We start from the raw sequence: 21950 nt of genomic DNA on the forward strand, positions 1-21950 counted from the left end.
TATAAAAAGCGTAAGAGCCCATTTACGCTCTTACGCTTTTTTTTCTTTTTATTTCTCTGGGTTTAATTGACGAAGCTCTTGTTTAATTTCTGTTTTTGCTTTTGTCTTCTCATCAATTTCTTTAATTACACGTGCTGGAGTACCTGCAACAACTGTGTATGGAGGCACATCTTCTGTTACAACAGCTCCCGCTGCTACAACTGCACCTTTACCTACTGTAACACCCTCTAAAACAACTACGTTTGCACCGATTACTACATCATCTTCAACGATAACTGGTTTTGCAGAAGGTGGCTCAATAACACCTGCAAGTACAGCACCTGCACCTACGTGACAGTTTTTACCGACTGTTGCACGTCCACCAAGTACTGCGTTCATGTCGATCATAGAACCTTCACCAATTACAGCACCAATGTTAATTGTTGCATTCATCATAATTACAGCGTTGTCACCAATTTCAACATGGTCACGAATAATAGCACCGGGCTCGATGCGAGCTTTAATACCTTTTAAATCAAGCATTGGGATTGCAGAATTACGACGATCGTTTTCTACAACGTAGTCAACGATGTGCTTATTATTCTCATCAAGAATTGTCTTAATTTCAGACCATTCTCCGAATAATACACCTGATTTTTTATTCACAAATGCTTGTACTGTTTCAGGGAATGTTACTTCTTTTAAATCCCCTTTTATGTATACCTTTACAGGAGTTTTCTTTTCACTTTTTTGAATAAACGAAATAATTTCGTTAGCGTCCATCATTTTCATTCTTGTTGCCTCCTAAATCCATTTATAATGTTACTCTACCAAACGAAAGAGCGAGTAGCAAGATAATAATCTTATTTTTCCCTTTGAATTTCTTCTATAATTTCTAAAAATGCTTGTACTTGCTTCAACTGCCTTGCTGAGTCACTTGTTAACAACCATGTTTCTCTCGTCAATTGAACAGGTGTTTTATACATATTTTCCTGTACTTCCTTTAAAACAGTAGAAGGTAAAAGGGCATAACCTATACCATTTAAAACAAGTTGTTTGCATGTTTCAATTTGGTCAACTACAATCGTTCGCTTAGGCGGATTAGAAAATAAACCATACCACCAATTTTGTATTTGTCCATAATAAGTCGAGTCACTTTTAAATTGAATGAACGGCCTATTTGTTTCTTTTAGCATCGAAATATCTTTTATTTCTTTATCAACTAAATACAGTTCATCTTCAAATAATTTTTGCTTTTGACCTTTATATTCTTGTGTTCCCCTCAGTATAGCAACATGAACGTCTCCTTCATAAAACTGCTTTTGCACTTCACTACTCCATCCAGTAAACAGCGATATCTTTACAGAAGGATATTTATGCACAAACTTTTTCAAAACAGGAGGAAGCCAATATTGACCAATAACTGATGCAACAGCTATTTTTAACGTTCCATGAGTTTCCGTTCTAAAAACAGCTAGCTCACTTTTTATATCCTCTTCCTTTTGCAACATTTCTTTGGCATAATTTGCAACTTTTTCCCCTTCAGGTGTAATTGTCAATCCTTTTTGTGAGCGAATAAAAAACTTCATTCCCCATTGTTTCTCCATAGATTGTAATCGTTGACTCAGCGCAGGTTGGGAAACAAATAAACGTTCCGCCGCTTTTCTCATATTTGATTCCTGAGCTAACACAACCATCATTTGAAAATCATCAATTTGCAACTTTCTCCCTCTTTCCTTAGCTTCCATACACCTTATTTCAACAAGCTTTCATTCAGAAAATACAATTTTCCAGCGCAAACTTTCCTTATGTTTTATGTCTTTTTAAATATAATACATACACAAGTGATATGCACGAAAAAAAGTGACTTCTTCGTTTCTATGAAGTCACTTTTCTCACGTTATCGATTATGTTGCCTTACTTTCTTATTCAACAATTTTAAAATAGCACGACGTGTTAAAATCCCCTCAAAATAGCCTTCTTCATTAACAGCACAAATAAAAGGATGATCAATTGTCATTTCTAAAGCTTTTGCAAATGAATCTTCTAATTTAAGAAAAGGTATATCTTCCTTCATCACCTGCTCTACTTTCATATCATCAAGTCTTTCAAACTCAATACGCTCTAATCCTAACATACCATCTAATATCATGGCAGTACTAATCAAACCATGTAATTTATACATTGGATCTAAGACAGGTATCGCCGAATATCCAGATTTCACAAGAACGAGTAAAGCATGTTCTAAACCATTTCCAATTTGGACATGAGCTACTTTTTCCGATGAAATCATTAAATCCTTCACAAGAATTTGTTGAAATTCGTCTTTCGGAATACTAATCATATTACATCCCCCATTTTCCCTTTTTCCTGCTTATGTTCATAACTCTATTCACATTTTATGACAGCGTTTTCATATTATTATTTTGTCCTAAATTTATTTCAATAAAAATACAATCACACAGCTATTTTAGCATACAGCACAAAAAAAAGACTACCATTCCGGTAGCGCTTAATACCCTTTATTTTTTAATCTGTAAAATAACCTTGTGATTTTTTTATATTGCATCACATCCGTCTGTTTCAAACCATTCTCAATATCTGTAAGTTCCACAGCTAAAATTTCACTTGCATAATTTTGCTGAAATAAAATATCTAGTAGTAAACTTTCTTCTTCCTTCGTTAAAACAACTTCCCTTTGCATATACCCCTCTCCTTACAATCGCATCGTTACTCTTATTATATAAAAAATTTAACCTATTTAATAGATGTAATATTCAGTTTTTACCAAAAGATATGTAGCAATTGTAAACATACAAAAAGTCATTTCGTATATCGATTTGCATAGCTAAACGCCGCATAAGCATCCGGCTTAATTTTTGCAGTTAATCCCATCGCTCGAATTTTTTCTGTCATATCTAAAATAAATTCCTTTGTTAAACCATCATTCCCAATGTCTAAATGAATTTCCATTATGAATCCAGCCCCATCTTGAGCATAAGGATGCAATAACTCCCATATTGTTTGTATATGAGTAGGTGTAAATAGACATGCGATTTCTTGACTAAACTGCGTTTCTAAATATATTTTCTCACGTAAGGTTGCTGGCTTATCTTTTACTGATCTATGGTGTAAACAACCCCAGGCACCTTTTCCAACACGATGAATATGGATTGCTGTAATAAACCTCGTATCCTTTTGATGTGCTTGCGAGTCTGTCCCAATGGATAATCGATATAAATTTCGTGGATCCTTTTCAATGAAACTACAAATACGGCTAAAGACCATATCAAAATTTAAATGTCTCTCTGAAACATTGTAAAATTTATGTGCACCGTCCACAGAGTCACGTCCTTTCAATTAGACAGACTTTTCGTATTCTCATTGTATGGGACAAAAACTAAAATTATAACTTCCTATCCTTTATTCGTTTCAATATTTCGAATTACAAAGTGACAAACTTGGCACGTATAAATTACATTTTGATTAGATTGAGCCGTTAATACATGAGTAATCTCAGCAGAGCTTTGACAATTAGGACAAATCACAACTGGTAAATGTTCCATACGATAACCTCCTAGTTATATTTCTCCCACTATTTGCAGAACCCAGCAATTGTGAGAAGTTTAGCTTCACATATTCATCCGGTTGGCGGGACTACTTATCCACGTGGATAGGCAAACTTACACAGATTAAATTTTCATTTTAATACCATTGTAGGAAAAATAAAAAAATTCTATACATTACGCTGGAAAGTAATAGAACTAAAAAAGGTACTGCCATATGGCAGTACCTTTTTTATATGTATCAAGAAATGATATCGTAAATCTCAATTGCAACCATGTCGATATTATCGAATTGGTACACTTGAGGTTTTTCACCTTGTTGATACACTTCTAACTCATACATTTCACTTTTATCGAAAAATTTCACGCTACATTTGCGCTCACCGTTCACTTCAAAATAGCGTTGTGCTACTTCACCGCTTTCAGCTTGTTCTTGTAGACTAACAAGTCGAGTTAAAATTCCTTGGAGTAGAGACATGAAATCTCTCCTTTCTCTGATCTTCCTACCAATAGGTTTTACAGCTATACTCATTCTATCCGTCATAACAGAAAAAATGTTCCACACTCTAGGATAAAGGTTATTGGCTAGAAACTCAACTAAAAATTTGTCGAAATGCGAAGGAAAAAACAGAAAGAACATATTTCCCCTTCTTTATTGCGGTTTTTATACTGGAAGAATATAATAAAAAACAGAAAAAAGGAGGAATTACAATGAAAAAAATTGAGGTTTATACACAACCTGATTGTCCGCCATGTGTTATTGTTAAAGAATTTTTGAAGCATAATAACGTTGCATATGAAGAATTTGACGTAAAAAAAGACGCTGCTGCTCGCAATCGTCTTTTAAACGACTATGATTCTTATTCAACTCCAACAGTCGTAATTGATGGCGAAGTAGTTGCAGGTTTTCAAATTGAAAAGTTACAAAAACTACTCAATATAGAATAGGAATAGGTAAATACCTATTCCTATTCTTATCCCGCTATTTGTAGGTAGTAAAACCCAAAAAATTTAGCTAAAGCAAAGGAGTTAGATGGGCTAGTAATCCCTCCCACTGATTAAAAGTTTCACTTTATAATTGTTGCAACCTTTTTATTTCAGTTAAGAGTTCCTGACTTTCATGATATCCTGCTAACTTCCATTTATCTTGATCCCTTTTCAATGTTACAATTTGATATTGTCCACTTTTTGTCCGCTCATATACATATAAATTTTTATGTTCTTCATCATACGATATTTTCGTTTCTGAATTAAAAGAAAACGGTGCTTCTTTTGCCGGAAGTAAATATTCACCACTTTGTTTATCACTTCTGCTATTTTCATCTGTAAACACTTGAAGGAAATTATCTGTAAAATACGGTGATAACGTCTCTATCATCTTATTCATCGGCAAATGCTTCCCACGAATTGAAAACTGGGTTTCATAGCCTTTTTGTATCGTTGTAAATACTTCTTTCCGATCAACTTTCACTTCCTCTTTCCCTAAAACAGTCGTAACACTATAACCAACTAGAAAGGCAACACATACAAATAGAACAAGCCATATTCCATATTTCCTCATTTTTTCACCTTCCTTTTAAAAGAACTTGTCTTTGTAGTATTCATTGTAACAATGATTATGCAAAGAAAGGACAGATTTCGTTCGTAAAATCTTTACAACGATAGACAGCATTTTCATCACCATTTTCACTATTACCAATTTATGATAAAAACAAACAAAAAATGCACGAATCTCTTCGTGCATTAAAATAAAACATCTTCTTCATATAAATATTCATAAGATAAATCTATAAATAAAAAGTTGTCATCATCTATTGGGAAAGAAAATGTTCGTACCATTTCGCCCGTTTCGATATCTGCATATAAATCTGAAAGCCTTGCCTTATTCTCAAAACGCATTTTCATGATATTCTCGAGAAAATACGGGCGCCAACTCCAGTTCTTCATATAATAATCCGGCATCACAATCCATTCTCCATCTTTTTTCATAACATTTCCTGATTGTTGGAAACCATCTTCATTACAAATAAATATACGAAAACTACACTGTGATACACTTTGACTAAATTGTAATAACCAATCATTTATATCTTCATTCTTTTTTTGTTTTGATAAAACATCGCCAATGCGATCGCGTAACATCTCTGTCAAATTATAAATTTTTTGTAACTTCTTCTTTTCATGCTGAATAAACTGATGACATTCATTACCAAGTCGCTCTTTCAAAACATTCGTTTCAATAAAATCAGGTAAACATTCTTTCAAATAATTACCTTGATAATATCTTCCGCCGTTCTTCCAAGCATATTGCAGTTGATAAAAAGCATCTATTTCTTCATATAACAAAGTTGCACCAATTCTTCTAGCAAGTAATGATAAAGAATATAAAATATCTTGATAAGATTGTAAAAGTGCTGTTTGCCTTAAATTCGTTAAATCTACTTTTAAAATATCAGGTGCTAACACGCTAATACGCTCTAAATTACTTGTGCCCGTTCCGACTTTATTAATCGAAATTTGAATACCATATGTACGATAATACATAAGCAAATGATTAAATTGCTCTATATCTTCTTTACATTCATGTTCTGTAATCTCTAAAACAATTTGTTTTAAATTTAAACCTTGTTCTTCATACCTCAATAAAAGTTGAAGCAAGCTTTCATCATCATCATTCATTAATACATTAGCATTCCGATGTATAAATAATAATAATTTTTGATCGCTTTCTAAATAACGATTTAAAGCTTTTTCTACTATAATATTATCCGCTTCCAGTTGAAATTCACTTGGAATCGAATCATCGTGAAAGAAAGAAGCTAAACTTTGTATGCCCTCTTCTGTTTGAATACGTCCTACTACTTCATATCCAATTACAGTATGCTCATCAGCACTAAAAATAGCTTGATAATAAGGAAGGACTTTATCCAAGTTACTCATTACATCTAATGCATCTATCAACGTGCTTCCCTCCCTTTACTTTTCAAAAATTATAACATGATATTTACGGAAAAATAATAAAAAATCCCTTCAGTTTTCCTGAAGGGATTAGAGGGGTAAAATGCTAAGGGGAATTAGCAATTCTACTATGAAGAAAAAAGAGGTCTTAAATATAACGTATATATGACCTCTTGTAAACACTTTTCTTTCATATGTCACAATTCCGTCACATTTAACCATAAAAAAATGAATCAAACATTCATTTTTTTATCCCTTTTAAAATGGATATTGATGTAAATGTTGTCCTCCATCCATTGTCATGCAAGTTCCATTTATGTACGCAGCTTCATCTGAGCATAAATAATAAGCTAGACCAGCGATTTCTTCTGGCGTACCCAGCCTTCCAAGCGGAACACTTTGTATCGTACGCTTAGCCATTTCTTCTGAAATCCATAATTTATCAGCACCGCCCGTACGTTCAATTGGTCCTGGCGCGATAGCGTTAACTCGTATTCCATATTTACGTCCCCACTCAACAGCGAGCGTCTTCGTCATCGCTAATACCCCTGCCTTCGCTGCAGCCGAATGAATAACTCCTGGACCTGCATCCCATGCATATGTTGCTACCATGTTAATGATATTCCCTTTTATACCTTTTTCAATCCAATATTTTCCGACAGCATGGCTACAGTAAAATGTACCGTTTAACACAATATTAATGACTGAATTCCAACCATTCACAGATAAATCTTCTGCTGGACAAATAAAGTTTCCAGCTGCATTATTTATTAAAACATCAATTCGACCAAACTTCTCATCAATCTGTTCAATCATTTTCTGAATGTCATCCGTATTTCTTACATCCATTTGTACAGGTAATACTTGCCCCGGAAATTGTTCAATTTCCAACTTTGTTTCCTCTAGTTTTTCCTTTGTACGTCCTGTAATAACAACTCGTGCCCCTTCTTTTGCAAAACGAGTCGCCATTCCTTTTCCCATTCCACTCGATCCACCTGTTATAATAACTACCTTCTCTTTCACATACATCCCCTCCAAAAAATGAATACAAATTCATTTTATCACTTTATTTAATAGAAATCTTTATATTTTTAAACTTTTCTGATATTTTAATGTAAAGAATTTTCTTTTCATTCATTTTTTTCGTAATCTATACTAATTTTTTATTATGTAAAGTATATTTTAAATAAACTGAAAGGAGATTAGAGTAGCCTATAAATGGAATAAAAACATTGAGGATACTCATATTTTTATGAAGCACATTACAAGAAGAAATTTTTTAAAAATTGGTATGCGCACTTGTCTCTATTCATTTATAACCAGTGGCATCGGATACTACTATGCTAAATATATAGAACCCCATTTCATTTCTTTTACACAGCACACATTAAAATCACAACTCATCCCAAAAAGTTTTCATGGTATGAAAATTCTTCAATTCAGCGATTTACATCTTGGATACTATTTCTCGCTTCAACATTTATCTCAAGTTGTTTCTAAAATTAATGCTGTAAATCCAGATATTGTCCTTTTTACTGGAGATCTCATTGATAATTACCAAACGTATACTGACACTCCTTTCGTTGCATCCATTTTAAAAAATATACAAGCCCCCTTCGGTAAATTCGCTATTTATGGTAACCATGATCACGGTGGATATGGAACTAAATACTATGAACACATCATGCGTGAATCTGGATTTGAACTATTGCTAAATAATGAAAAAAGAATTCGTCTAATGGATAATAGTGAGATTTCTATTTTCGGTCTCGATGATATACTACTAGGCAAACCCAAAATAGAGAAAACATTAGAGCATGCACGACAAAATACTTATAACATTGTTCTTGTTCACGAACCAGATATCGCGCCCCAAGTTTCCAGATATCCAATCAACTTGCAACTTTCTGGTCATAGCCACGGCGGACAAGTACAAATTCCTTTTTTAGGAGCTATTATTACACCATCACTCGCCAAAGACTATATTGAAGGCTTCTATACAATTCAAGATTTAACTCTCTATGTTAATCGAGGCCTAGGGAGAACGCGTGTTCCATTCCGTTTTATGTCAAAACCTGAAATTACACTTTTTACACTCCAACATTCGTAATAATTCGCCTATTTTCTTGCATATCCTTTCTTGTACGCGCTCATCCACGTTTCATTTACCATATGATGAAAGTGAGTCCAATAAAGGAGGTATGTTCATGTATCCATATTATCAACCAATCCCAGTCCGTTCAGCACCTATTGGTCCAGTAGGCGACTCACGCTTCTTCCCGTTTTTTGGCGTTCCCTTTCTAGCTGGAATTGCTGGTGGATTACTCGGCGGAGCATTAGCTTTCGGCCCTCGACCATTTTACCCACCTTATCCACCACCTTTCCCGCCGCCAGCACCTTATCCTTGTTACGGTGGACCATGTCAACAACCATACTATTACTAAGTTAAAATAACGATTATTTCAAATGTTATTCTCTCAACGAGCCACCTTATTACACGCTTATAATAAAACTATTGTTTCTACTCATCCTCCCATTTTGGGAGCATATGAGTAGAAAAAAGTAAAAACCTCTTATAGACATAAGAGGTTTTTACTTTTTTCATTATTCAGCATCTGTATTTTGATACGCCATCTTAAACAACTTCACTTGGCTATCAATTTCTTCTGTACTACCATTAATAACATAATAGTAATCACCATCTTTATTTTGTTCACGTGTTTTCACATTATCAGCTAATGTAAGCTGTAAAATCGCCTTAATTCGTGCCTTCATTTCAATATCTAATATCGGGAAAGATATTTCCACTCGCTTCTCCATATTTCGCGTCATCCAATCAGCTGAAGATAAATATATTTTCTCCTCCCCATTATGATGGAAATAATAAATACGGCTATGTTCTAAATATCTTCCAACAACACTAACTACACGAATATTTTCACTTACATTTGGAATACCAGGTCTTAAACAACATGTTCCTCGAACAATGAGCTCTACCTTTACTCCAGCTTGTGATGCTTCGTACATTTTTTTAATTAATGGTTTATCTGTTAATGAATTCATCTTAGCGATAATATATCCATTTCCATATTGCCTATGATAACGGATTTCTTCATCTATTAAATCCATAAATTGTTCTCTTATATCAAATGGAGCAACAGATAAATGATGAAAATGTGGCTTTGTTGTATAACCACTTAAATAATTAAAGAAATTGGTTGCATCAACCCCAAAGTCTTTTCTTGATGTAATATATCCAAAATCAGTATATAACTTCGCTGTTGCATCATTATAGTTTCCAGTTCCAAGATGTACGAACCTTTCGATTTTTCCGTTTTTTCTTCTTACAACTAACGTAATTTTACTATGTGTTTTCAAGTGACTTACACCGTAAATAACATGACATCCTGCCTGTTCCAATTCTTTAGCCCAATGAACATTGTTTTCTTCATCAAATCTTGCCTTTAATTCAACTAATACCGTCACTTGTTTTCCCTTTTCAGCCGCTATCTTTAACGCCTGAATAATTGGTGAATCACCACTTACTCGATATAACGTTTGTTTAATCGCAAGTACATTTGGATCGTCTGCCGCATCACGGACAAAATCAACTACCGGCTGAAATGATTCAAAAGGATGATGTAATAAAATATCATGCTCAATTGCTTTTTCAAATACATCTTCTTCATCACCTAAATCTTGAGGCGGTTGCGGAATAAGAGCCGGATATACAAGATGTTCATATAAAGGAGCTAGTTTTTTATATAAAGAAAACAAACATGTTAAATCTAATGGCCCATCCATTATATATACATCTTCATCTTTTACTTCCAGAACCTCATATAATAACGCTAATACTCTTTCATCAATGTGTTCTTTCCCAACTTCTAAACGTACAGCCCCCCCCCACTTACGTTTTTTTAATTCTTTTTCAATTACCTTTAATAAATCTCTCGCACCTTCTTCATGAATCGTTAAATCTGCATTGCGTGTAATACGGAAACGAGTAACAGATGATACTGTATATCCCGTAAATAATTTATGAGTAAAGCTACTAATTACGTCTTCTAATAAAATAAATTTATGCTTTTGCCCTTCGCTCGGTAAAAATATGAAGCGCTCAAGTAATGAAGGAACTTGTACAATTCCTAGCTTCGTCCGATTCTCTTCCTCCGCTTGCTTCTCATCATATAAAAGAGTAGCTAAATTCAAACTTTTATTTAATAACATTGGAAATGGGCGATATGCATCAATAGCTACAGGGGTTAACACCGGAAAAATTTGCTCATCAAAATACTCTTCTATAAATTCTCGCTGCTCTTTCGTCAAATCATGGAATGTTAAACGTTCAATTCCCTCTAACTCAAGCGCTGGCAATACATAATTTTTAAATGTATCATATTGTACTGTCATTAGTTCATGGGCTTTTATCGCAATTTTATTTAGTTGCTTTTTTGGTGTTAAGCCAGCTTTATTTTCTGGCTGATTAAATCCAGCACTCACTTGATCCTTTAATCCCGCTACACGTACCATAAAGAATTCATCTAAATTCGAACTAAAAATACTAATAAATTTCAATCTTTCCAAAAGTGGATTTTTTCCATCTTGCGCTTCTTGTAGTACACGTTCATTAAATGCTAGCCAGCTTAACTCTCGATTATTGTAATAAGCTGTATCATTTAAATTTACTGCATTCCCCTTCGATAATTCCATTCTCTTCACACTTCCCCTTGAAACTTTTTTACTATAATTTAGTTAATTTTATTTTATCAAATTACAATATTACAAAGTGTAAATTTTTCGTAAAGACATCCGTACGACCTAATGTTTTAGTTCAAATAACAAGTTAATATTCGTTTTTAATACTCTTTCTAACTGTTTTTTTTGTTTTTCAGCTTGCACTTTTTCTGCTAATGCAGACTGTTCACATAAAACTTTAAACGTTAATGCCTCTTTGCTTTCTGTTATAGATATGGTTTCAACAAGCGATCGTTGCCTTGCATTTAAAGCAGCTGAAAATTGTAAAACAGCTCCTAATAGACGGATTTTTTTTTGTTCACTTTTATCAAACCAACCTTCAAATGGAGATAAATGTTGTTTAAATAGCATTTTTGATTTATAAGATGCAATAAGCGCTAACCTCACTCTATCTTTATGCATCATGCCATCAATTGTCTTATTCGCCAATAAATAAAACGTATGTAAACGGCTCGCTTCTTCGTCTATATATTTGCCTATATTAAATACTTTCGCTGCTTGATGGAATACTTCCCAGTCTTTTACTGACATAGAAATAAGCCCTATTTCCTCAAGTTGTTTGCAAATTAGTCTTCCATGTTTAATAAGTTGAATAACAAATTCCATGTCCATTTCGTATTCATGTGATAGTAAATGCAAACTTTCTTCAACTACGTTCGGATAATATGAAATCCCCAAATCTTTTGTCAACTCTTCATAGAAAACACCTTCTCTTAATCCTTTTCTACTTAATACAAATGCCGGTGCCTCTATAACATTAACAAGTGTATGAAATACTTCAACCGCTGGAATAATCGTATCCGCTCGATCTTTTGCCAATCCTTCCAATTTCTGAAGTTCTATGAACGACAATTTTTCCAACTCATCTTTTACATTTTCAATATCTTCTTCTTTCATCTTGTATAAATGTAATCCTGCTATAGGATAACATATTAAATTTTGATGGATTTTTACTAAGTTCCTCGCACTACCACCAATTGCAATAAGAGGCAATTTCTTATTGATGAACCATGGTAACGTTTGAAATTGAAATTCTAAATACTGTTGCATTCCCTCTAACTCATCTTTAGTAGGAATATCACCTTTAATAAATTGTTGCTTTAAAGAAAGTGCCCCAAAAGGAAAACTATGGTACTCTAAAATCTCTCTATTTCTAAAGTATGTAACTTCCGTACTTCCCCCACCAATATCTACCGTTATTCCTTCTGAAAACGATGTAGAATTCATAACCGCCAAGTATCCGTAACGCGCTTCCTCATATTCTGATAATACTCTAAGAGTAAAGTCCGTTTGTCCTTCAATAAGCTTTTTAATTTCCTCTTGATTCTCAGACTGTCTAATTGTTGCTGTTGCAACACAAAGTACATGATGCAACTGATGGAACCTTGTACTTTCTTGAAATTGAAATAATGTCTGTAATAATACTTCTATTCCCTCTTCATTCAACACACCATCAATTAAGTAATTCCTTAACCTAGCAACCACTTTCGTATTTTCAATCTCTTTATAAAAACCTCCATTTTGCTTTTCATAAATAACTAAACGCATTGTATTAGATCCAATATCTATAATGGCATACTGTTGTTTTAATATTTCTTTCAAACTTCTCACTCTTTCATTATCAAATTTCAAAAACATATTCTATTACTATTATACAAAATAGTTGTTTTTTGTAACAATATTGCTTTAATATTGAAAATATATACAATCACTTTTTGCATATAATAAAAACCTATTTTATTTATGCTATAATAATGAAAAATTGAAAGGAGATTCAATATGAAACCTTCACAACCACAATCTCAATTACAAAACCAACATTCTATTAATCGACTAGCTCAATCTATTTTCGTTGTGAATCGTCATGCTAAAGCAGCTACTAATCCTAAATATTTATACTGGTTAAAAAAGACAGCTTTAGAGCGTTTGATTGCTGAAAAAAAAGCAATTAAAGAAGGATTACATTTTTCTAGAAACCCACGTTTTAGCCAACAACAATCTGATGTCCTTATACGTTTAGGCGATTATTTTTTCCACATCCCTCCTACGAAAGAAGATTTTCGAATTCTACCGCATCTTGGTCATCTTGAATCCTCCTATCGAAATCCGAAAACAACCTTATCTTTAACAGTAGCAAAAAAAACACTTCAAGATTATATTGGGCCTGAAGCATTGAAACAAGAAAAAAAATTAAGTGAACCGGTTCCATGGTATAGTCGTACTTATACAAAAAAATAAAACAGTTTGGCCAAGTGTAGGCCAAACTGTTTTATTTTTTCTCTTCTTTAATTTTAATATTTGCTTGTTTATAAAAAGCTACTTTTTCTGTATTATAAGACTTTGTGAATTCATTAAATTTATCTTTTTCTGACTCAATATCCTTATAAGATTGATTTACTACTTTTACTTTTTCACTAATATCTTTTAATTTAGTACCTTTATCTTGTAACATTGTATATAACTCTTTTTCTTGTTTTAAAGATTTATTATAGCTGTCATACATTTTATTAAATGAATCGTGTCGTTTCTCATACATGCTTTTCACTTTATCAGCTTGATCTTTCAACTTATTATCTTCAATTTTCTTCACATACTTATCAGCTGACTTCACTTCTTCTTGCGCTTTATTTAAGGCCTCTTTTTCTTTTGTAAGTACTTTTTCTCGTTCAGTTGTATTCTTTGCTGCTTGATTCAGTTTTTCTTTAACAGTTTGATTATTATCTTTTCCTTCTTGCACAATCTGGTTATATAATTCTTGTCCTTCTTTCTCTAAAGTCTCAAGTTTTTTTGCATCTTCAAACATTGTTTTTTCTTGTTTAGCAGCGTTTTCAAACGCTACATATAATTCTTCTTCTGGTTTCGGTCCAAAACAACCGGCTAATAAAGTCATTGATAATGCAGTTATAATTGCTAATTTACTATATTTCAACATCTCTTCCTCCTACTTATAAACGACCATCGTGTAATATAAAAAAGTTATAAAATATGTAATTGTTCTATACACTCGCATCTTTTTTACGAAGATCATTAATATTGTTTGTACAAATTATTACTTAATATTACATTATTCTTTTTGAAGTATTTAGCAGTTCCATATCCATCTTTAAGTATAGTACTTCGTGTTCTTTAAAATCTGTTCACACTATGTATTACCTTAATGGCCACAGAATTTCACCTCAGTCTTAATAAGACTATAATAGTTCACCTGATAAAAGGTGATCGTTCCGCTCTCACGTCTATCATTCCCTTTCCAGCTTTCTATCAAATAATCTCTTTGTTCATTTTACACAGTACAATCGATATCTCGCAACAACTTACAAATATTCTTTTCATTTCCTAAAAAGGAAAAGTGTAGAGCTTGCTTTCCTCTACACTTTTAAAATAAAACACATTGTGCAAATTGCATTGACACTACCATCATAATTATATGCTTATTTCATATATTTTTAAAGACTTTTATTACAAACGAAGCGTTTTTTTGTAATAAAAGTCAAAAAAATGTTACAAATAAAACTTCTTCCTATCAAATATCTTCAAATCAAAGCTTCACTCATTTTCTTGCAAATTTCTATACTGGTACAATTGATTTTGCGACTTTCTCAACAGTTCTTCAAACGTTTTTCCTTCTACTGGATAGCTAGCTGCTCCAAATAAAAGAGTGACACTGAGTAAATCACCTTCTATTTCACTTTCAATATTTTTCATTAATCTGTTTGTTATTGTTGATGTTTCATGACCATTATCAATTGCTACAATAACATACTTATTTTCATCCCACTTTGTAACAACATCTCCCTTCCGAATTGACTTTACAATGGTACTCTCTAATTTTTGTACTAACACTCCCAATTTTTTTTCTTGCAACGTGTCTTTTAATCCTTCCCATTCTTTTACAGAAAGAATGTAAACTGTAATATTACGGGAAGCTCTTTCAGATAAAGCGGCTACTTTCCCAAAAAAATCAACAACAAAATCGTTGCTTGCCATTCCTCCTACTTCTTCATTCATACGCTTGTTCGCTCTTTTATCGTACCAATGTCCAAAATAATAACTTAGTATCATTTGCAATATATAAATAATAAAGACGGTATAAAATGATCGTGAATCCAGTTTTGCAATTACATCCTGAAGTGCAATCCATTCTGTAACTGCCACTGTATTTCCAAGTAATAATCCACTAATTTTCCCTTTATGTTTCATACTTCTCCCCCTTTTATACCAATATATGTTTCTATATCAATAATGTTTTTCTACCAAATAAAAAATGTACATATCCAATGTACATTTCTGCTTAAGCTTGTATACCTTTTCTACTCTATTTCATATATATAATATATAACTTTTATAGAAAGGAGTAATCTATATGCTACAAAAAGAGAATCTATCAGATGCTATGCGGTTACTAGCTGGTTTTCTATTATCATTAAAATTATTATTTACCTCTTTCGGCATACACTTTATTACAAACGATCAAATTGACGCTATTGTTAATGTTGTTTCATTTTTATTTATTCTATACTTTGGCTACAAAAATAACTATGTAGGAAAAAAAGGAATGGAGCAAAAGAAAATACTCAAAAAACACAACCTTCACTAAAAAAAGGAACCTTTTGTACAGGTTCCTTTTTATTATTGACGCACAACAACTTCATTTGTTTGCAGTGGACCATATGATATCTCTTTATCTTGAAATGTATATGTAGCCTGAAAGAATGCTTGTTTAAGAGCTTTATCTTTATTAGCTTTTATTTTACAACGTAGTTCCACCTTTTCATTCGGTAACAAATCATCAATTCGCCACCTTACAAGCTGGAATAAAAACTCACTTATCCCCTTATCAACTTTTAAAGAATTAGGAATATAAGCAAAGTAATCTCGAATCATATGACTTACAACAACTCTCGAAATCATTTCTACCCCTTTATTTTCCACTTCAATTCTCATAATAAGTATGTCGTTTACATCGTAGGTCAATTCATACGAAAATTGTTCTGTATACATACTACCAATTTTTAATGTAACGGCTACTTGAGGAAATTCATTTTCCTTTTTCGATCCGTCAATCCACAATACTGGTTGTAGCGGTATTGAATACTTTCCTGTATCCGAAATTCGTCCCCATATTTTCATAATATATATTCACCTCATTTCAGATGTATCATACACACAATGAATTCCCCAAATTACTAAAGCTTACTACAAGCAATGTTTAATATTTCTCTTCCTTTTATCCTATTCGACAATATGAAGAAAAAACCATTTTTCATCTATTAACAGAAGGTGTTCTTAATGAAATTTTTTTACAATTTACTTTATGGCAATATTCAATATGGCTCACTCGTTCTCTACTCATACGAAAGAATATTTTGACGGAAGAAAAAGTTTGCCTTATAGTCAAATTTGACTATAATATTCTTTATGGCATATCAGTGCACTTATGGAAAAGAAATTAAAATCACCTATACATTTAAATTTTTTATCCACTGCACTCAAAACTTAATATAGTTTACTTATTTCTAAAGGAGGGTTATATTTGGAAACTCAACCATTAAAAAAAGACGCCAACAAGACAAAATTTGTTGTTGCTGGTTTACTGCTTGGTATATTAATGGCCGCAATGGACAATACAATCGTTGCAACCGCAATGGCAACAATTGTTGGAGACTTAGGAGGATTTGATAAGTTTGTTTGGGTCACATCAGCTTATATGGTAGCAACAATGGCAGGGATGCCTATCTTCGGGAAACTTTCTGATATGTACGGGCGGAAACGTTTTTATATTGGTGGCCTCATTCTTTTCTTATTCGGTTCTGCGCTCTGCGGAACAGCTTCAAGTATTGAGCAATTAAGTATTTATAGAGCTATTCAAGGTATCGGTGGTGGTGCCCTTATGCCTATCGCCTTCACAATTATGTACGATATCTTCCCACCAGAAAAACGTGGGAAGATGACAGGACTATTCGGTGCTGTTTTCGGGACCTCTAGTGTATTCGGTCCTTTATTAGGCGCTTATATTACAGACTATATAAGTTGGCATTGGGTCTTCTATATCAATATTCCATTAGGACTTATCTCCTTTTTCTTCATTACTAAATACTACAGTGAGTCTCTAGAATTTAGAAAACAAAAAATTGATTGGGCTGGTGCTATTACACTTGTCATAAGTATCGTTTGCTTAATGTTCGCATTAGAACTTGGTGGTAAGGAATATGCCTGGAATTCCACTGTAATTATTGGCTTATTTACAACAGTAGTTATTACGCTTATTATTTTCTTCTTTGTAGAACGAAAAGCAACCGAGCCTATTATTTCGTTCCATCTATTTAAAAAACCTTTATTCGCAGCTAGTCAAGGAGTTGCCTTTTTCTATGGTGCCGCTTTTATTATCTGTACAGTTTATATTCCAATCTTCATTCAAGGCGTTCTTGGAGGTTCCGCCTCTAATGCCGGATTAATTTTAACACCAATGATGGTTGGTTCTGTAATTGGAAGTCAAACAGGAGGACAATTAGCTTCTCGAACAAGCTATCGTAACATTATGATGGTATCTGGCGTCTTCTTCGTTCTTGGTATTTATTTATTAAGTACTTTAACAATGGATACACCTCGTTTACTCGTAACACTATTTATGATTCTCGCTGGGCTTGGTGTTGGCTTCTCATTCTCAGTATTAAGTATGTCTTCTATTCACAAATTAGAAATGCGAGACCGTGGTTCGGCAACATCAACAAACTCATTCTTCCGATCACTCGGTATGACTCTTGGTGTAACGATTTTCGGTACAATTCAAAATCATATTTTTACAGATAAACTAAACTCTGTGTTCCCCCCTGAACTAGCAAAATTAGCTCCAAAAGGTGGAGACACAAGTTTCTTATTATCACCAGGCGCTACCGCAAAAATTCCTGCTGAAATATTAGCGGGTATTAAAGAAGCTCTCGCTACATCTATTGCGAACACATTCTTCTGGGCACTTATTCCGGCTGTACTAAGTATTATTTGTATTTTACTTATGGGAAATGAACGCCTCTTTACAGGCCCTAAAAAGAAAGAAAAACAAAAGCAAGTCAGTTAATATAAAAAAGAAGCGGCATATCCCTTTATGAAAAAGGATATGCCGTTTATAATATGTATAAAGTTAATCTTTAATCAGTGGCGGTTTTGTTCATCCCCCACTGATTATTAATTGAACCAATCGGGCTTTTACGGACAGCCCGCCCCCCACCTAACTTCTTTGGTTCCGCTGAATTTTTGGATGGGTGTCTTACTGCCCGTTAATGCCGGATAAAGTTTTTATATACAGGAGTTGAGACAGCATGAGCATGAAATTAGTCATTCTCGGCTTGCTACTCGAAGGAGATAAACATCCATATGAAGTGCAGCATATTATGAAAGAACGACAAATGGATTGTTACATTAAATATGCTAAAGGATCACTTTATTACGCCTTCGAGCAATTAGAAAAGCAAGGCGCAATTCATATTACAAATGTAATTAGAGACACAAATCGACCTGACAAAACGATTTTTCATATAACAGAAGAAGGCAAAAAACTATTCCACACTTTACTATTAAAACAATTCGAAGCAAAAAACCAAATATATAAACCTATTTATTCAGCCTTATCTTTCGCTCACTTTAGCAATGATCACGAATTAGTTCCTATTTTAGAAAAAAAGAAAAACGATACTCTTCAATATTTATATACTATGCAAACGATATATGATTGTAATAAAGGAAAAGTTCCACGTGCACAACTATATATTTTACAAAGTGTAATTGAGCATATTACAGTTGAACTACAATGGCTAAACACCCTCCTTAAAGATGCTATAGCAGGCCGGCTTTCAGAAGTTGCTATAGATGAAAATTGAGCTATGAAAGAAGACATCCCTACTTCTTTCATAGCTCAATTTCTCTTTTTATAATGTAATATTATTAGTTACTTCAGAATGTAAAAGTCAGAATAATAAGAAATAAAAACTTTGGAATTTTCTTATTTTAAAACAGTAGACAAAATTCCAAAAATTGTGTTAGAATTTGTTTCAATATCATATCGCTTGTTAAATTCCTTTCAAAAGGAAAATAGGTACACGAAAGTTTCGTTTCGTGTTTAAAAGGGAAGCTTGGTGAAACTCCAACACGGTCCCGCCACTGTAAATGCTGAGATTTCTTTTTAGTGCCACTGTGAAAACGGGAAGGTGAAAGAAATTATATGAAGCATAAGTCAGGAGACCTGCCTGTTTTAACAACACTGATAGATTCACGGATGATGATGAGGTGTTAAAACAAAAAGGAAGGCTTATTTTCTATGTCTTTGTACTTTTTGTTATAGGTATTTCCTAGTAAACGGAAATGCTTACTTTCAATTAGGGAGGAATTTAAAATGGCAATTCAAACAAGTAACTTAGGTTATCCACGTATCGGACTACAACGAGAGTGGAAAAAAACATTGGAAGCTTTTTGGTCCAATAAAATCGATGAAGAACAATTTTTAACAACAATGAAAGAAATTCGCCTTCAACACGTAAAAGTACAGCAAGAAAAAGGGATTGAACTCATTCCAATTGGCGACTTTACATATTATGATCACGTTTTGGATACTGCTTATATGCTAGGATTTATCCCATCACGTTTTTCTGAGTTTACATCTTACCTTGATGTATATTTCGCAATGGCGCGTGGCTCTAAAGATCACGTAGCTTCTGAAATGACAAAATGGTTTAACACAAACTATCATTATATCGTTCCTGAATATGAAGAGGGATTACAAATCTCCTTAAAAGATAATCGTCCACTTCGCTTATACGAAGAGGCAAAACAAGAATTAGGAGTAGATGGAAAACCTGTTATTTTAGGACCATATACTTTCTTAAAATTAGCTAAAGGTTATACACAAGAACAATTCGCTACGATTTTAAAACAATTAGTTGCACCATACGTACAACTGCTTTCAGAACTACATGCAGCTGGTGCACAAGTCATTCAAGTTGATGAACCGATTTTCGCTTCTTTAACGAAAGAAGAAGTTCAACAAGCAAAAGAAATTTATGAAGCTATTCGTAAAGAAGTTCCAAATGCGAACCTTCTTTTACAAACATATTTTGATAGTGTAGAAGAAAACTATGAAGAAATTATTACATTCCCTGTATCCGGTATTGGATTAGATTTCGTTCATGGTAAAGAAGGTAATCTACATGCTATTTCAAAATATGGATTCCCAGCTGATAAAACTTTAGCTGTCGGTTGTATAGATGGCCGTAACATTTGGAGAGCTGACCTTGATGAAGTTCTTACGTTATTTACAACGCTACAAAAACAAGTCCAAACGAAAGACTTCATTGTTCAGCCTTCTTGTAGCTTATTGCATACACCAATCGATAAAACAGAAGAAACTCACTTATCGACTGAGCTATTTGATGCGTTAGCATTTGCAAATCAAAAATTAGAAGAGTTAGTTCTTATTCATTCTGCTCTCACTAAAGGTACAGAAAGTATTAGTAATGAGCTGGAAACATATCGAAATGTACATCATACAATTCGTTCATCTGCTGTACGTAACCGTGAAGATGTCAAAGCAGCACGAACAGCACTAAAAGAAGAAGATTTTTCACGTCCTCTTCCATTTGAAAAGCGATACGAATTACAACAAGTTGCCCTAGAGTTACCATTGTTACCAACAACAACTATCGGTAGCTTCCCGCAAACAACTGAAGTTCGTCAAACGCGAAAAGAATGGCGTAACGGTGTTATTTCAAATGAACAATATGAAAAATTTATTGAAAAAGAGACAGAAAAATGGATTCGTTACCAAGAAGAAATTGGTCTTGATGTCCTTGTACATGGTGAGTTTGAAAGAACTGACATGGTCGAATATTTCGGTGAGCGTCTTGCTGGTTTCTCATTCACTAAAAACGGTTGGGTACAATCATACGGTTCCCGCTGCGTAAAACCACCTGTTATTTATGGTGATGTAGCCTTTATTAACGGAATGACTATTAAGGAAACTGTTTATGCACAAAGCTTAACAGAGAAAGTTGTAAAAGGAATGTTAACTGGACCTGTTACAATTTTAAATTGGTCCTTCGTTCGAAATGACATTCCAAGAAAAGAAGTTTCGTATCAAATTGCATTAGCTCTTCGTCACGAAATTGAACTACTTGAATCTTCCGGAATTCGAGTAATCCAAGTCGATGAGCCAGCACTTCGTGAAGGAATGCCACTAAAAGAAAAAGATTGGGACGCTTATATTACATGGGCAGTTCAATCCTTCCTTTTAGCAACTTCTTCTGTAGCAAATGAAACACAAATTCATACTCATATGTGTTACAGTAACTTCGAAGATATTGTTGATGCGATTCGCGCATTAGATGCAGATGTGATTTCTATCGAAACATCAAGAAGTCACGGTGAATTTATTGATACATTAAAACATACAACATATGAAAAAGGCATCGGTCTAGGTGTATATGATATTCATAGCCCACGTGTACCGAGTAAAGATGAAATGTATAAAATCGTAGAACAATCTTTAGAAGTATGCGATCCTAAATATTTCTGGATTAATCCTGATTGTGGTTTAAAAACGAGAAGAACAGAAGAAGTTATTCCAGCTTTAGAGCACATGGTGCAAGCAGCAAAAGATGCTCGCTCCCTGCTAAAAACAAACGCATAACGAAAATGGGTTAT

General features: G+C 33.6%; 23 protein-coding genes and 1 riboswitch. Of the genes, 8 read left to right on the forward strand and 15 right to left on the reverse strand.

Annotated features, from left to right (window positions below; translation table 11 throughout):
• Positions 1 to 48: 48 nt before the first annotated feature.
• The 7 genes from dapD to ACYFX0_RS04495 all read right to left on the reverse strand — a co-directional run bounded on the left by dapD (position 49) and on the right by ACYFX0_RS04495 (position 4023).
• Positions 49 to 771, reverse strand: a complete 723-nt coding sequence (gene dapD / locus ACYFX0_RS04465) for a 2,3,4,5-tetrahydropyridine-2,6-dicarboxylate N-acetyltransferase (protein ID WP_000783241.1) — start codon at positions 769 to 771, stop codon at positions 49 to 51.
• A 71-nt stretch (positions 772 to 842) separates the two neighbouring features.
• On the reverse strand, positions 843 to 1727 hold the full coding sequence (locus ACYFX0_RS04470) for a LysR family transcriptional regulator (RefSeq protein ID WP_003261853.1): 885 nt from the start codon (positions 1725 to 1727) through the stop codon (positions 843 to 845).
• A 152-nt stretch (positions 1728 to 1879) separates the two neighbouring features.
• Positions 1880 to 2323 (reverse strand): cyclic-di-AMP-binding protein CbpB, encoded by a 444-nt coding sequence (gene cbpB / locus ACYFX0_RS04475; RefSeq protein WP_000623573.1) that lies wholly within the window; start codon positions 2321 to 2323, stop codon positions 1880 to 1882.
• 168 nt (positions 2324 to 2491) lie between these two features.
• Positions 2492 to 2683 (reverse strand): antirepressor AbbA, encoded by a 192-nt coding sequence (abbA, locus tag ACYFX0_RS04480; RefSeq protein ID WP_001188692.1) that lies wholly within the window; start codon positions 2681 to 2683, stop codon positions 2492 to 2494.
• A 119-nt stretch (positions 2684 to 2802) separates the two neighbouring features.
• A complete protein-coding gene (locus tag ACYFX0_RS04485) occupies positions 2803 to 3321 on the reverse strand; it encodes a ribonuclease H-like YkuK family protein (RefSeq protein WP_000348492.1) in 519 nt (172 codons plus the stop codon).
• Positions 3322 to 3395: 74 nt separating this feature from the next.
• Positions 3396 to 3545 carry a hypothetical protein gene (locus ACYFX0_RS04490; protein WP_000400650.1) on the reverse strand — a complete coding sequence of 50 codons (150 nt, stop codon included), beginning with the start codon at positions 3543 to 3545 and terminating at the stop codon, positions 3396 to 3398.
• A gap of 241 nt (positions 3546 to 3786) precedes the next feature.
• Entirely contained in the window at positions 3787 to 4023 is a 237-nt protein-coding gene (locus tag ACYFX0_RS04495; protein WP_000055151.1) for a YkuJ family protein, read from the reverse strand.
• Positions 4024 to 4256: 233 nt separating this feature from the next.
• Here ACYFX0_RS04495 and ACYFX0_RS04500 point away from each other — a divergent pair, with 233 nt between their 5' ends.
• Positions 4257 to 4493 (forward strand): glutaredoxin family protein, encoded by a 237-nt coding sequence (locus ACYFX0_RS04500; protein ID WP_000717872.1) that lies wholly within the window; start codon positions 4257 to 4259, stop codon positions 4491 to 4493.
• A 124-nt stretch (positions 4494 to 4617) separates the two neighbouring features.
• Here ACYFX0_RS04500 and ACYFX0_RS04505 read toward each other — a convergent pair whose 3' ends face one another.
• The 3 genes from ACYFX0_RS04505 to fadH all read right to left on the reverse strand — a co-directional run bounded on the left by ACYFX0_RS04505 (position 4618) and on the right by fadH (position 7526).
• Positions 4618 to 5106, reverse strand: coding sequence for a DUF3993 domain-containing protein (locus ACYFX0_RS04505; RefSeq protein ID WP_001233816.1), 489 nt, complete (start codon positions 5104 to 5106; stop codon positions 4618 to 4620).
• Between the two features lie 182 nt (positions 5107 to 5288).
• The gene (locus ACYFX0_RS04510; RefSeq protein ID WP_000564306.1) at positions 5289 to 6506 is read right to left on the reverse strand and encodes an EAL domain-containing protein; all 1218 of its coding nucleotides are present in this window, start codon (positions 6504 to 6506) and stop codon (positions 5289 to 5291) included.
• A gap of 255 nt (positions 6507 to 6761) precedes the next feature.
• Positions 6762 to 7526: a 2,4-dienoyl-CoA reductase gene (gene fadH / locus ACYFX0_RS04515; protein WP_000660913.1), complete on the reverse strand. Its 765-nt coding sequence runs from the start codon at positions 7524 to 7526 to the stop codon at positions 6762 to 6764.
• 229 nt (positions 7527 to 7755) lie between these two features.
• Between fadH and ACYFX0_RS04520 the strand changes: the two genes are divergently transcribed.
• Both ACYFX0_RS04520 and ACYFX0_RS04525 read left to right on the forward strand, forming a co-directional pair.
• On the forward strand, positions 7756 to 8613 hold the full coding sequence (locus ACYFX0_RS04520; protein WP_000680639.1) for a metallophosphoesterase: 858 nt from the start codon (positions 7756 to 7758) through the stop codon (positions 8611 to 8613).
• A gap of 97 nt (positions 8614 to 8710) precedes the next feature.
• On the forward strand, positions 8711 to 8947 hold the full coding sequence (locus tag ACYFX0_RS04525; protein WP_000283738.1) for a hypothetical protein: 237 nt from the start codon (positions 8711 to 8713) through the stop codon (positions 8945 to 8947).
• Between the two features lie 160 nt (positions 8948 to 9107).
• Here ACYFX0_RS04525 and ACYFX0_RS04530 read toward each other — a convergent pair whose 3' ends face one another.
• Both ACYFX0_RS04530 and ACYFX0_RS04535 read right to left on the reverse strand, forming a co-directional pair.
• Positions 9108 to 11216, reverse strand: coding sequence for a polyphosphate kinase (locus ACYFX0_RS04530; protein WP_000423553.1), 2109 nt, complete (start codon positions 11214 to 11216; stop codon positions 9108 to 9110).
• A gap of 108 nt (positions 11217 to 11324) precedes the next feature.
• Positions 11325 to 12899: a Ppx/GppA family phosphatase gene (locus tag ACYFX0_RS04535; protein ID WP_052658738.1), complete on the reverse strand. Its 1575-nt coding sequence runs from the start codon at positions 12897 to 12899 to the stop codon at positions 11325 to 11327.
• 141 nt (positions 12900 to 13040) lie between these two features.
• Here ACYFX0_RS04535 and ACYFX0_RS04540 point away from each other — a divergent pair, with 141 nt between their 5' ends.
• Positions 13041 to 13499: a YkyB family protein gene (locus ACYFX0_RS04540; RefSeq protein WP_000804864.1), complete on the forward strand. Its 459-nt coding sequence runs from the start codon at positions 13041 to 13043 to the stop codon at positions 13497 to 13499.
• A 31-nt stretch (positions 13500 to 13530) separates the two neighbouring features.
• Here the strand turns inward: ACYFX0_RS04540 and ACYFX0_RS04545 are convergent, their stop codons facing one another.
• The gene (locus ACYFX0_RS04545; RefSeq protein ID WP_000922470.1) at positions 13531 to 14193 is read right to left on the reverse strand and encodes a YkyA family protein; all 663 of its coding nucleotides are present in this window, start codon (positions 14191 to 14193) and stop codon (positions 13531 to 13533) included.
• 614 nt (positions 14194 to 14807) lie between these two features.
• On the reverse strand, positions 14808 to 15461 hold the full coding sequence (locus tag ACYFX0_RS04550; RefSeq protein WP_000680815.1) for a diguanylate cyclase domain-containing protein: 654 nt from the start codon (positions 15459 to 15461) through the stop codon (positions 14808 to 14810).
• Positions 15462 to 15624: 163 nt separating this feature from the next.
• Between ACYFX0_RS04550 and ACYFX0_RS04555 the strand changes: the two genes are divergently transcribed.
• Positions 15625 to 15858, forward strand: a complete 234-nt coding sequence (locus ACYFX0_RS04555) for an SPP1 phage holin family protein (protein WP_000939448.1) — start codon at positions 15625 to 15627, stop codon at positions 15856 to 15858.
• 32 nt (positions 15859 to 15890) lie between these two features.
• Here ACYFX0_RS04555 and ACYFX0_RS04560 read toward each other — a convergent pair whose 3' ends face one another.
• Positions 15891 to 16391 carry a hypothetical protein gene (locus tag ACYFX0_RS04560; RefSeq protein WP_000708116.1) on the reverse strand — a complete coding sequence of 167 codons (501 nt, stop codon included), beginning with the start codon at positions 16389 to 16391 and terminating at the stop codon, positions 15891 to 15893.
• Between the two features lie 403 nt (positions 16392 to 16794).
• Here ACYFX0_RS04560 and ACYFX0_RS04565 point away from each other — a divergent pair, with 403 nt between their 5' ends.
• The 3 genes from ACYFX0_RS04565 to metE all read left to right on the forward strand — a co-directional run bounded on the left by ACYFX0_RS04565 (position 16795) and on the right by metE (position 21936).
• Complete coding sequence (locus ACYFX0_RS04565; RefSeq protein ID WP_000449901.1) at positions 16795 to 18336, forward strand: MDR family MFS transporter; 1542 nt, start codon at positions 16795 to 16797, stop codon at positions 18334 to 18336.
• A gap of 241 nt (positions 18337 to 18577) precedes the next feature.
• Positions 18578 to 19135: a PadR family transcriptional regulator gene (locus ACYFX0_RS04570; protein ID WP_000062064.1), complete on the forward strand. Its 558-nt coding sequence runs from the start codon at positions 18578 to 18580 to the stop codon at positions 19133 to 19135.
• A 196-nt stretch (positions 19136 to 19331) separates the two neighbouring features.
• A riboswitch (cobalamin riboswitch) is annotated at positions 19332 to 19519 on the forward strand.
• 128 nt (positions 19520 to 19647) lie between these two features.
• Positions 19648 to 21936, forward strand: a complete 2289-nt coding sequence (gene metE / locus ACYFX0_RS04575; RefSeq protein ID WP_001007602.1) for a 5-methyltetrahydropteroyltriglutamate--homocysteine S-methyltransferase — start codon at positions 19648 to 19650, stop codon at positions 21934 to 21936.
• The last annotated feature ends 14 nt before the right edge of the window (positions 21937 to 21950 follow it).

Source organism: Bacillus sp. NEAU-Y102 (assembly GCF_054788175.1).